Below are 12,213 nucleotides of genomic sequence, written 5' to 3'. Positions count from 1 at the left end.
TCGTCAGTTGGCCGGCACCACGCCGTAATGGCGCGCATAGCGTTCATCGAGGTTCGCCAGCGGCATCATCATGAACATGTCGGCGCTTTCGAAATCGGGGTCCCATGCCGGTTCGCCGCAAATCCATGCGCCCGAACGCAGGTAGCCCTTGATCAGCGGCGGCACCTGCGGCTTGTGCGCCGCTTCCACCTGGTGGATGGGGAACGGCAGGTGCGGCGTGACGCGGTATTCGCTTGGCGCCATGTGCTTTTCGGCCAGCGCCTGGTAGACGGCAACGGCATTGTGCCCGCCATCGGCCAGGCTGATGCTGGCGCAGCCCACCAGGTAGTCGCAGCGCTCGCGGCGCATGTATTCGGCCAGGCCGGACCACAGCAGCATGATCACGCTGCCGCCACGGTACTTCGGATGGATGCAGGCGCGGCCCGCTTCGACCATGCGTCCGCGCAGATTGTTCAGGCGGCTCAGGTCGAATTCATTTTCCGAATACAGGCGGCCGATCTTGGCGGCCTTGGCGGCGCTCAGCACGCGGTAGGTGCCCACCACTTTCAGGGTATCGGCGTCGCGCACGATCAGGTGATCGCAGTGCGCGTCGAATTCATCGCTGTCGAGGCCATCGGCGTTGGCCAGCGACGTCAGGCCCATGGTCTCGATAAACACTTTGTAACGCAGACGCTGCACTTCACGCAACTCGGCGGCCGTGGTGGCCTGGCTCAGCACCAGTTGCACTGGCCGCGCCTTGGCGTCGTTTGATGCGATTATGTTTTGCATGGTTTCATCCCCCTGTGATCAAGACGACTCCAGCGTACTTGTCTAATATGTCAGGAAAATGACAGCCGAATGTCATTTCCATGACGCAAGTCAATGCCAGGGGGAGAGCGTGCGGAATTACCACACTCGCGTGCGCCGCCAGTGACGACGGCGCTTACAGGACGATGCCGGGCGTGTAGTCGACGAAGGCATCCTGGCGGCAGAAGCCCACCAGCTTCATGCCCGCCTGCGTGGCGATATTGATGGCCAGCGAACTGGGGGCGGAAATCGTCGCCAGCAGGGGTATGCCCATGCGCGCCGCCTTGCGCGCCAGCTCGTAGCTGCCGCGGCTGGACAGGAAGACAAAACCGCGCCGCATGTCGACGCCGTTCAAGGCCAGGTGGCCGATCAGTTTATCGAGGCCGTTGTGGCGGCCGATGTCCTCGAATACCTGCACGATGGCGCCGTCGGGCGTGCACCACGCGGCCGCGTGCACGCCGCCGGTGGCCTGCATCAGGGCCTGGTGCTCGCGCAAGCCGCTCGACGCGCGCGCCAGCGCCGCGGGCAGGTCGACCTGGATCAGGGATGGCGGCAGCGCCTCCGGCCGCAGGTCGAGCATCTCGATGCTGTCGATGCCGCACACGCCGCAGCCGCTGCGCCCCGTCAGCGCGCGGCGCCGGTCCTTCAGGCGCATGAAATCCTCCTGGGCGATGGTCAGCGCCACTTCGGCCGAGTCAGGACGCAGGAACACCTCGCAGTCGAAGATGGCGGCGGCCGACGTGACCACGCCTTCCGTCAGCGCGAAGCCATAGGCAAACGCCTCCAGGTCGCGCGGGGTGGCCATCATGACGACGTGGGAAATGCCATTGAAGACCAGCGCGACGGGAATTTCCTCGGCGACGTGGTCGATGGCGGGAATGGCATCGCCCGCGCGGTGGCGGACGATGGCGCGCTCGATGAAGCCGGCGCGTTCGGCAGGGGTTTCTTCAGACATGGCAACCATGGGGGAACTATCACAGGCCCCATGGTAAACCAGAACGGCCAGGCGGGTGCTGCCCCGCCCGCGCCATCAGTCCTTCTTCGGGCGGCCGGTTTTGAGTTGCGGCAGGCCGGCCAGCACGTTTTGCAGGGTCGCCAGGTCGATCTGGCTGATCAGCGCCACGCCAATGCGCAGCAATTCGCTTTTCTTGATCTCGAAGCCGGCCTTCAGGCACGCCTTCTTGACCTGGCCCAGCACTTCATATTCCGCTTCCGGCATGGTGAAGCTGTCGCGCACCAGCTTCGGCTTGCGGGCTTTTTCCTTGACGGCGGCCACCTTGGCGGCTGGCGCTTTTTTCACGGCGGCGGGCTTGGCGGCGGCCTTGGCCGCCGGCTTGGCGACGGCCTTCGCTGCCGGCTTGGCGGCTGGCTTGACGGCGGCCTTGGCGGCAGGCTTGGCTGCGGCCTTGGCTACAGGCTTGGCCACAGGCTTGGCCACAGGCTTGGCCACGACGGCCTTGGCCGCCGGCTTGGCGGCAGGCGCCTTGGCAACGGCTGGCTTGGCGGCCGGTTTCGCCGCTGGCCTGGCCGCTGCCGGCTTGGCGGCTGCCGGCTTCGCAGCGGCGGGCTTGGCGGCAGCCTTGACCACGGGCTTGGCGGCGGCTTTTGCCGCCGGCTTCGCGGCCGGGGTGCTCTTGGCCGCTGCCGCATTCATCGATGCGCTGGTGGGGAACATCGATACGGGCGCGCTGTCGGCTTTTTTCTCTGGGGCGGTTTTGGTCATGGATTTTCCAATCTAATAAATAATATAAACAATATATACTGTTTTTTGAAACCTTGCTTGCTGCACATCAAGTCATGCGCACCGCATGACCGGTCAGGCACTGGCGCGGATGGTGAAATCCACCCCGACCTCATCCCAGAATTCCTGTTCCTTTTCGATCCAGAACGACACGGTGGGATGGTGCGCCACCCAGCCGCGCTTGATATCGAGTTCGATGCGGCTCTTCATGCGCAGCCGCAGTTCGCTGAAATCGGCCTCGATGCGCGCATGCATGAGCAGGATGGACAGGCGCAGCGCCAGCACGGCCTTGGCGAAATCGGGGTCCGACAGCACTTCGCCGATCTTGCGCAGGTTGCCCTTCTGCGCCAGGATCAGGCGGCTCATGGTCTTCTGCTCGCGCGTGGTAAAGCCGGGCAAGTCCGCATTTTCCACGATATAGGCCGCATGCTTGTGGTAGCCCGTCTGCGACACGGCCAGGCCCACCTCGTGCAGCAGGCTGCTCCAGCGCAGGCATTTCACCAGCGCTTCGGAAGTCGGCTTGAGCTGCGCGTACATGGCCAGCGCCTGCTCGGCCACCCTGCCGGCGCGCTGCTGGTCGATATGGAATTTATCCATGCAGCCCTGCACCGACTGTTCGCGGCGGTCGCGCTTGGTCGAACGCAGGTACAGATCCCACATCACGCCCATGCGCAGGCCCGCCTCGATCGGCGTCATGACGGGGATGTCGAGTTCGCGGAACAGGCCGATCAGGATGGCCAGGCCGCCGACGATGGTGCTGGCGCGGTCGGGCCGCAGGCCGGGCATGTCGATGCGGCTGGTGTGCCCCAGCTCGATAAAGCGCCGCGCCAGCGCATCGAGGCTGGCGCCGGTGAGCAAGCCATCGCCGAGCCGGTTGCGGGCGATGATGTCGGCGATCGTGCGGATGGTGCCGGACGAACCGTAGGCCGTCTTCCAGTACTGCGGATGGTAGGGCGGCGCCGCATCCTCGAAATGGCTGCGCGCCGACAGGATGGCCGCCTCGAACGACGGCGCGTCGATGCGCCCGCCGATGAAGAACGACAGGCTCTGCTTGACGGTGCCCAGGCTGAAGGACTCGACGCGCTCGATATCGTGGCCGCGCCCCAGTATCAGTTCGGTGGAGCCGCCGCCGATGTCCATCACCAGCCGGCGCTCGCCGGGAATCGCCAGCGAATTGGCCACGCCCATGTAGATCAGGCGCCCCTCTTCCTCGCCCGAGATGATCTCGATCGGATAGCCGATGGCTTGTTCGGCCAGCGGCAGGAAAACGGCGCCGTTGCGCGCCACGCGCATGGCCGACGTGGCCACCACGCGCACGGCATCGAGCTCGTAGCCGGCGAGGATGGCGCGGAAGCGCTGCAGGCAGGCCAGCGCGGCCTGCATGGCCGTCTCGGTCAGGTCGCCATTGGCGTCCAGGCCGGCGGCCAGGCGGATCGGGTCGCGCACGCTCTTGATGACGCGGATGGTGTCGCCATCGTGCTTGCCGACGTGTAAACGAAAACTGTTGGACCCCAGGTCCACCGCTGCATACATACTGACCTCTTGTCTTGTCATTGCCGTGCCAACCGCCGAAAAATTATCAAACTGAGTTGGCAAACTATATAAATCATTTAAACGATTTAAAAATCCTACCACACTACCCTCATCGTATGACAGCAGCGTGACAGGATTGTGACAAAACGGCGACCGGCAATTGCGGTCTAGGGCACGATGGTGGTGAACAGGTAGACGGCGAAAATCACCAGGTGCACGGTGCCCTGCATGACCGTGGTGCGGCCCGTGCCCAGGGACAGCGTGGCCACCATCAGCGACAGCAGCAGCAAGACTGTCGATTTGATATCCAGGCCCAGGGTGATCGTCAGGCCCGTGGCCAGCGACACCACCACCACGGCGGGTATCGTCAGGCCGATGCTGGCCAGGGCGGAGCCCAGCGCCAGGTTCAAGCTCGTTTGCAGGCGGTTGGCGCGGGCCGCGCGCACGGCAGCCAGGCCTTCGGGCAGCAGGACGATGGCGGCGATGACGATGCCGACCAGGGTTTTCGGCGCGCCCATCGCGGCGATCGCCGTCTCCAGCGCGGGCGCCAGCGACTTGGCCAGCAAGACCACGGCGCCCAGGCACACCAGCAAGGCGCCGGCGCTGATCCAGGCAACGGCGGGCGTCGGCGGTTCGGCATGCACTTCCTCGTCGCCCACGGCTTCCTTGGGCAGGAAGTAGTCGCGGTGGCGCACCGTCTGCACCAGCACGAAGGTACCGTACAACACCAGGGAAATGACGGCGATGAAAATCAGCTGGCTCGAATTGTAATAGGGGCCGGCCGCGCTGGAGGTGTAGTTCGGCAGCACCAGGGTCAGGATGGCGATGGCCGCCAGGGTGGCCAGCGACGCGCTCACGCCCAGCAGGCCGAAGGTCTGCTCCTTGTGCCGGCCGGCCCCCAGCAGCAGACAGATGCCGACGATGCCGTTCAGGATGATCATGATGGCGGCGAACACCGTGTCGCGCGCCAGGCCCGTGGTTTCCGGCCCGCCCGCCAGCATCAGCGAGACGATCAGCGCCACCTCGATCAGGGTCACGGCCAGCGCCAGCACCAGGGTGCCATACGGTTCGCCGATGCGGTGCGCCACCACTTCCGCGTGGTACACGGCGGCCAGCACGCTGCCGATCAGGCCGGCGACGAGCAGAATCTGGTAGGCCCCGCCGAAGTTGAAGGTGGAGCCGAACAGGAACAGCCAGCCGGCAAGCGGCGCGGCAAGGGGCCATACAGGCAGGGATTTGAGACTTTTCATCATGGGCCTTGCAAGAGTAAGAAAGAGGGGTGCGGCGCGGACGGCACAGCGGGGCAAGCATCCGCCCCACAGCATAACTTGCTTTGCTTAAATGAAAGTTAGGGTATTCACATGTCTGTGGCGGGTGCCCGGCGCCCGGACAAACTTGCTGCGGCGCACCTGCCTGTTAGCTGTAACTATAGTCCCTTTGGTAACATGCGGTTGCAATTTTCTTGCCTTTTTGCTTGCGGATCCCGCCATACTGCGGGGCACGCCTTTGCGGCATCGACCCAGGAGCAAGCATGATTTCATTGAACAATACAGCCACGCGCAGCGTCGCGTTCGCGTTCGCCGGCAGCCTGCTGTGCGCCGCAGCCCAGGCGCAGGCGCCGCGCGGGGACGCGGCTGCCGCGCATGCCGGCGCGGCGCCGGCGCAGCAGGTGGACGCAAACTGGGCCACCCCGCCCGCGCCGGCCGCCGCACCCCGGTGGCAGGACAGCCTGCCGCCCGCGCCGCCGGTGGCGCCGCGCGAAGAAAAAATCCTGCCCAGGAGCGAATGGCTGAGCGTGGAACCGATGAAGGCGCCTGACCGGCGTTGCGACCCCGGCCTCGATGCCCTCTTCCTGAGCAAGGAATGCGGCAAGGAGCCAAGCTGGCTGGGCTCGCCCAAGAAATAAGCGGCCTACCCGTCCAGGGGGCTGGCGTCCTGCGCCTCGACGACCTTGTTGCGGCCCGCCTGCTTGGCCGCCTGCAGCGCTTCGTCGGCGCGCTTGAACAGGCTGACGGTACTGTCTTCGGCGCGGATGGTGGTCACGCCCAGGCTGGCCGTCAGCTGCAGCACGGCGCGTTCCGTCTTGACAGGCAGCGCGGCGACGGCGGCGCGGATGCGCTCGGCCACCATCAGCGCATCGGCCAGATTGGTGCGCGGCAGCTGGATGGCGAATTCGGCCCCGCCCAGGCGGCCCATCAAATCACTGTCGCGCAATTGCTGGCGGCAAGTGTCGACGATGGCTTTCAGCACGGCGTCGCCCACCGGATGGCCATAGCTGTCGTTGACGCGCTTGAAATGGTCGATATTGAGCACCACCAGCGCCGTCGGCAGGCCGGGGCGGCGCGCCAAAGCCATCCATGGCGCCAGCGCCTGGTAAAAGCCGCGCCGGTTCGGCACGCCCGTGGCCGTGTCGATCACTTCCAGGCGCGCCAGTTCGCCGCCCAGCTTTTCGCGCGACAGCAGCAGATAGCCGAAGGCATTCGTCAGCATCATCAGGTACAGCGCGCCGAAACCGGCCAGCTGCATCAGTTCCGCATCGAAGCCCGGCACGGCCGCGGCCAGCACGCCGCGCGCGGCGATCAGCAGCGACAAAATGCCCATGCTGACGACGAGGAAGCGGCGCAGCATGCTCGCTTCGCGCCACTTCAGGCACAGCGCGGCCACGCCGGCGAGGAAGAAACCGGCGACGATCAGCGAGCCGCCGGCGCTGCGCAGCAGCGGCGCCACGTCGAACAGGTAGCAGCCGGCGAACAGCCCGATCGACAGTCCCAGGGCGGGCAGCACGTAGCGGCGCCAGTTGCCGCGCCCGGCCGCCTGCCACAGCGCGCCCGCGTCGAGCGCCATGCCGGCAAACAGCAGGCTGTTGCCCAGCAAGATGGACAGCACGTCGGGCAGCACGCCGCGGAAATACAGCAGGCACCAGGCCACGGCCTGGCACTGCTTGGCCACCGCCCAGGTGGACATGCTGAGCGACTTCTTGCGCTCGTATTCGAAGAAGAACAGGGCCGCGCACAGGCTCAGGTTGCCGAGCGCCAGGGCCAGTACCAGGGTCTTGATATCCATGGGCTATGCGATCGCCGCGCTGGCGCGGCGCGTTGTGTCAGATTTCGTGTTCGACATTGGTGCTGCCGTCGCCGACCTTGCTGGCCCAGGCTTGCACGAAGTACTGCTTTTCCGCCTCGCTGGGCGCCTCGTGCCAGAAGACGATCAGGGTGCCCTTGTGGTCGTGGATCTGCGCGACTTTTTCAATGAACACAAAGTTGGCGGCCTGGTCGGCCAGCGCTGCCGCGTAGCCATACACGCGCGTCAGCCGCTCGATGCGGTCCGGCTCGGTAAAACTGTTTGTGGCCGTAATGATGGGGTGATCCAAAAACATGCGTATCTCCATGGTGCCCGGCTGCGCGGCCATGCCGGCGCCAGCCTCGTGATGCCTTGCGCCGCGCTCGAAACCACGCGTCCAATGGCAGGTGGCCAGCCCGCCGCGCCATTGCGCACACAGTGTGCGGATTACAATTCGGGTATGCTCTCGGGAGCTTATCAGATTTCTCTGAATGCAACAAAACATCCACCCACGTTCACTCAGCGATTTCAGCCATGCCGGAAAGCCTGCCCTCCCCCCTGCCCGCGCCCCAGGTGCATACTTGCGGCGACCGGCGCCGCCTGGAATTCCGGCCCGGCATGATCCAGAGCGAAATGCTGCTGTCGCGCCCCGACCACCTGCTGCTGCGCTATGCGCGCGCCATGATGTGCTTTACCCTCTTCGTGCCGCGTCCGCGGCACATCCTGATGGTCGGCCTGGGCGGCGGCTCGCTGCTGAAATTCTGCCACCGCCACCTGCCGGAGGCGCGCATCACGGTGCTGGAACTGCGCGCCGACGTGATCGCCCTGCGCGAGCAATTCATGCTGCCGCCCGACGATGCGCGCCTGCGCATCATCGAGACGGACGCCGTCAGCTATATCCGCCAGCATCCGGGCTGCGCCGACGTGCTGCTGCTCGACGGCTACGACGAGACGGGCTTGCCGCCGGCCCTGGGCAGCGCGCGTTTCTATGCGGACTGCCTGCGCACCCTGCTGCCCGGCGGCGTGCTCGTCGCCAACCTGTTCAGCTATGACGAGCACTACCCCGCCATGCTGCAGCGCCTGATGCTGACCTTCCGTGGCGCCGTGTGCAGCTTCGACGGCATCGCCGGCAACAACCGCATCATCTTCGCCGCCAGGCCGGAGCCGCACGGCGGCGGCCGCGCCATGCGCGCCGTGCGCCTGGCGCGCTGGCGCCGCGCCGCCGGCCTGTCCCTGCTGAACCGGCTGCTGCCGGCCTGGCAGCTGTGGCGATTGCGCCGCCGCTCGGGCGCCGCCAGCGACTGATAGTCATTCTCCATGGGCAACTATATTGTTGCTTATTAGCAGGGAATTGGTGCAAAATCAGCATGCTTGATGTGGTTTATGACAAACTACCGCCTTCGCGCGCCGGCAGGCGCTGCCGAATGATGCTCTCCATGAAGTGAAATAGGAAAACCCATGTTGCGTGGCCGCCTGCCATTGTCGATCTCCACCGCGGCCGCGCTGACCTTTGCCTGCGGCGTCAGCGTCACGGCCGTGCTGTTCGCGGCCATCAGCCAGCTCGAATACGACAAGATGAGCCTGAGCCTGCAGCAGCGCGCGGGGGCACGGGTGGCCGCCATCGAGCAGGGACTCGATGACGCCGTGGAAGTGCTGACCACCACCAACCAGCTGTTTGCCGCCGTCGTGCCCGTCACGCGCAGCCAGTTCCACGACTTCACCACGCCCCTGCTGCAGCGCCACCCGTTCATCCAGGCCTTCAATTTCCACCGCCTCGTGCCGCATGCGCAGCGCGCCGCGCTGGAGGCCGAACTGCGGCGCATCGTGCCCGATTACGCCATGACGGAAATGCGCGACGGCGCCATCGTGCCGGCCGCCGCGCACGCCAGCTACCTGGTGGTCGACTACCTTGAACCACTGCAGGGCAACCGCCCCGCCTTTGGCCTGAACGTGCGCCCGGACGGCTTGCTGGCGGGCGCGCTGGAGCAGGCGATCATCAGCGGCCAGACCACGGCCACCGGCCTGCTGGCCCTGGCGCAGGGACCGCAGCGCGGCTTCGTCATCCTGCGTCCCGTGTACCGCCACGGCGTGCCCTTGCAAACGGTAGCGCAGCGGCGCGCGGCGCTGGTCGGCGACACGGCGGCCGTCATCCGCGCCAGCGAACTGGTACAGAGAATCCTCGAGGGCGCCGACCTGCTGGGCGACCCGCAGCTGGAAATCAGCGTGTATGCGGATGCCGGCGCCGATCCCGGCCAGCGCATCTTCCAGCACGGCGAGGCACCTGCCGACCAGCCAGGCAGGGCCTGGGAATCGCTGCCGCCCTGGCTGCAATTCGCCTACCACAGCCACTACGACCGGGCATTCTCGTCGGCGGGCCGTGCATGGCACGTGCGCGTGGTGGCCCATCCGCGCCCTTTCCTGGCCGACCACCTGGGCTCCCTGTTCACGCTCATCGGCGGCTTTCTGTTCAGTCTGCTAACGGCCGCCTTCGTGCAATCGCTGACGCAGCGCTCGCGCCGCGTGCAGCTGCTGGTGGAACAGCGCACGGCCGACCTGAAGCGCAGCAATGAACTGCTCAGCGCGGACGTGCGCGCGCGCCAGCGCACGGAACGGGCGCTGCAGGAAAGCGAAAAGCGCTTCCGCCGCCTGCTGGCCCTGTCCTCGGACTGGTACTGGGAACAGGACGTGCACTTCTGCTTCACGCACATCACCAGCGGCTTCACGGACAAGTCGAACATGCCGCTGGAGCGCTTCATCGGCATGACGCGCTGGGACAACAACCCGGAGATGCGCAATTCGCGCTGGGGCAAGCAGCATATCGCCAACCTGGAAGCGCACCTGCCGTTTTCCAACCTGGAATACGCGATGCACGACCGCGACGGCCAGCTGCGCTGGTTCAGCATCAATGGCGAGCCGCTGTTCAATGAACTGGGCGAATTCCGCGGCTACCGGGGCACGGGGTCCGAAATCACGGAACGCAAGCTGGCCGAGCAGCAGATCCAGCATATCGCCCACCATGACGTGCTGACGGGCTTGCCCAACCGCGCCCTGCTGCGCGACCGCCTGACGCAGGCGATGGCCCTGTCGCGCCGCAAGAACCGCGCCCTGTGGGTGCTGCTGATCGATCTCGACCGCTTCAAGTTCGTCAACGACAGCCTGGGCCACAAGGCGGGCGACCTGCTGCTGAAAACCATCGCCGCGCGCCTGCAGGCCAGCCTGCGCGAAAGCGATACGGTGGCGCGCCTGTCGGGCGACGAATTTGTCGCCATCCTGTGCGAACAGGCGGATGAAGTGCTCAGCAGCGCCATCGTGCAGCGCGTGATGGATGCCGTGGCGCAGCCGGTGCTGCTCGACGGCAAGGAATTTTTCGTCACCTGCAGCATCGGCGTGGCCGTCTACGACATCTCGCGCTACGACGCGCCGGGCGACGTGACCCTGAATGGCGAGACGCAGAACCTGATCGAACAGGCCGACATCGCCATGTACTGCGCCAAGAAGCAGGGCCGCAACAACATCAAGTTCTACACGACGGCCATGAACCAGGCCACCCTGGAGCGCCTGCGCATCGAAACGGCGCTGCGCAATGCGCTCGAACGCGAGCAGTTCGTGCTGCATTACCAGCCGCAGGTGGACCTGGCCAGCGGGCGCATCGTCGGCGTGGAAGCGCTGCTGCGCTGGCGCCATCCCGACCTGGGCATGGTGGCGCCGCAGCGCTTCATCGCGCTGGCCGAGGATACGGGCCTGATCGTGCCGATCGGCGCCTGGGTCATGCGCCAGGCCTGCGCGCAGATGCAAGCCTGGCATGCGGCGGGACTGGGCCCGCTGCGCCTGGCCGTGAACCTGTCGGCGCGCCAGTTCAATGAACCGAACCTGGTGGCCACGATCGCCGCCGTGCTGGCCGAGACGGGCCTGGCGCCCGCCTGCCTGGAACTGGAATTGACGGAAAGCCTGTTCATGCACGACGTGGCGCTGGCCGTCAGCCAGCTGCACGACATGAAGGCGCTGGGCGTGCAATTGTCGATCGACGATTTCGGCACGGGCTATTCCAGCTTTGCCTACCTGCGCACCTTCCCCATCGACGTGCTGAAGATCGACCGCAGTTTTGTCGGCGACGTGGCGCGCGACGCGGACGACGCGGCCATCGTCGTCTCCATCATCGCGCTGGCGCACAATCTGCAACTGCGCGTGGTGGCCGAGGGCGTGGAAACGGCGGAACAGCTGGAGTATTTGCGCCGCCATGGCTGCGACGAAGCGCAAGGCTATTACTTCAGCCATCCGCTGCCGGCGCGGGAAGTGGAGATGCTGCTGGGCAGCGAGACGGTCACGGCTGCATGACGCGCAGGCGCCAGGCAAAAATAATGGCTATGTCACCGTCAGATGTGGGAATGCGCCCAAGGTTGCTTTCAATAACGTTTCTGGTGAACGGATGCGTCTGGCGTCGAGTATCCAGCGCCATCCCAGGTAGTTCGGCAGGTAGCGCGTCGCCACGCCGTGAAACGCTCTTAGCCATTCGCGCAGGCGGCTGTGATACGCATTGACGTTCTGCACGTGCGCGGCACCGCGCACGCGGATGCCTGCGTGCAAGTTGACGGCCTGGTGGCTGATCCCCGCTGTGCGCGCGAAGTCCCGGTAGGCGGCATGGCCGTCCGTCACCAGCAAGACATCCTTGTCGATGACGGGAGACAAGCAGTCATGCAGCTGCGCCGTCGTCAGCGCGCCTTGTCCGGTGACGAAAGCCAGGGTTTGCCCCGTGCGATCGCGCGCCACAAGGATGCAGACTTGCGCACTGGAAATGCCACGCTGGCGGGCATGGCCGCCCCGGCGGCGCGCCGGACGCGTCAGATGCCGCGCGCCTTTTTGCGATTCCAGCACATACAGTTCGTCGGCCTCGGCGATGCCATGCAGGCAATGCGGCCGGTCCGTTTTTGCCAGGGCTAAAAAGCGGTGGCGCCAGCGGAATGCGGTATTGCGGTGCACGCCCAATTGGCTGGCTGCCTGGCGTACCGAGCGGGAATCGAGCAGGCAGTCGGCATAATCGAGCCACAGCGATTTATGCCGCAGGCGAGCCAGTGGCGTGCCGGTGAGCGCATTGA

At 65.8% G+C, this 12,213-nt stretch carries 11 protein-coding genes; 3 read left to right on the top strand and 8 right to left on the bottom strand.

The features are described 5' to 3' along the window. Nucleotides 1–3: 3 nt before the first annotated feature. The 5 genes from ACZ92H_RS27570 to ACZ92H_RS27550 all read right to left on the bottom strand — a co-directional run bounded on the left by ACZ92H_RS27570 (nt 4) and on the right by ACZ92H_RS27550 (nt 5,310). Complete coding sequence (locus tag ACZ92H_RS27570; protein ID WP_131377036.1) at nt 4–768, bottom strand: GNAT family N-acetyltransferase; 765 nt, start codon at nt 766–768, stop codon at nt 4–6. Between the two features lie 154 nt (nt 769–922). Further along, the gene (gene fdhD, locus ACZ92H_RS27565; RefSeq protein ID WP_465051752.1) at nt 923–1,750 is read right to left on the bottom strand and encodes a formate dehydrogenase accessory sulfurtransferase FdhD; all 828 of its coding nucleotides are present in this window, start codon (nt 1,748–1,750) and stop codon (nt 923–925) included. 66 nt (nt 1,751–1,816) lie between these two features. Continuing rightward, nucleotides 1,817–2,509, bottom strand: a complete 693-nt coding sequence (locus tag ACZ92H_RS27560) for a hypothetical protein (RefSeq protein ID WP_465051751.1) — start codon at nt 2,507–2,509, stop codon at nt 1,817–1,819. Between the two features lie 93 nt (nt 2,510–2,602). Beyond that, nucleotides 2,603–4,060, bottom strand: coding sequence for a Ppx/GppA phosphatase family protein (locus ACZ92H_RS27555; RefSeq protein WP_465051750.1), 1,458 nt, complete (start codon nt 4,058–4,060; stop codon nt 2,603–2,605). Between the two features lie 167 nt (nt 4,061–4,227). Next, nucleotides 4,228–5,310 carry a calcium:cation antiporter gene (locus ACZ92H_RS27550; protein ID WP_131377456.1) on the bottom strand — a complete coding sequence of 361 codons (1,083 nt, stop codon included), beginning with the start codon at nt 5,308–5,310 and terminating at the stop codon, nt 4,228–4,230. 281 nt (nt 5,311–5,591) lie between these two features. Here ACZ92H_RS27550 and ACZ92H_RS27545 point away from each other — a divergent pair, with 281 nt between their 5' ends. Continuing rightward, nucleotides 5,592–5,966: a hypothetical protein gene (locus ACZ92H_RS27545; protein WP_465051749.1), complete on the top strand. Its 375-nt coding sequence runs from the start codon at nt 5,592–5,594 to the stop codon at nt 5,964–5,966. Nucleotides 5,967–5,971: 5 nt separating this feature from the next. Here ACZ92H_RS27545 and ACZ92H_RS27540 read toward each other — a convergent pair whose 3' ends face one another. Beyond that, nucleotides 5,972–7,123, bottom strand: a complete 1,152-nt coding sequence (locus tag ACZ92H_RS27540) for a GGDEF domain-containing protein (protein ID WP_131377051.1) — start codon at nt 7,121–7,123, stop codon at nt 5,972–5,974. Between the two features lie 37 nt (nt 7,124–7,160). Further along, nucleotides 7,161–7,436, bottom strand: coding sequence for a hypothetical protein (locus tag ACZ92H_RS27535; protein ID WP_131377054.1), 276 nt, complete (start codon nt 7,434–7,436; stop codon nt 7,161–7,163). A gap of 218 nt (nt 7,437–7,654) precedes the next feature. On the opposite strand from ACZ92H_RS27535, the gene ACZ92H_RS27530 reads away from it, so the two are divergent. Then, complete coding sequence (locus tag ACZ92H_RS27530; RefSeq protein WP_465051748.1) at nt 7,655–8,425, top strand: spermine/spermidine synthase domain-containing protein; 771 nt, start codon at nt 7,655–7,657, stop codon at nt 8,423–8,425. Between the two features lie 153 nt (nt 8,426–8,578). Then, nucleotides 8,579–11,455, top strand: coding sequence for a bifunctional diguanylate cyclase/phosphodiesterase (locus tag ACZ92H_RS27525; protein WP_465051747.1), 2,877 nt, complete (start codon nt 8,579–8,581; stop codon nt 11,453–11,455). A gap of 27 nt (nt 11,456–11,482) precedes the next feature. Here the strand turns inward: ACZ92H_RS27525 and ACZ92H_RS27520 are convergent. Then, nucleotides 11,483–12,213 (bottom strand): IS1595 family transposase (locus tag ACZ92H_RS27520; RefSeq protein WP_465051746.1); only part of this gene is annotated, 731 nt, incomplete at its 5' end.

Source organism: Janthinobacterium foliorum (assembly GCF_978021625.1).
The sequence above is the reverse complement of the archived record's forward strand: the minus strand, read 5'-3'. Positions and strand labels throughout refer to the sequence as shown.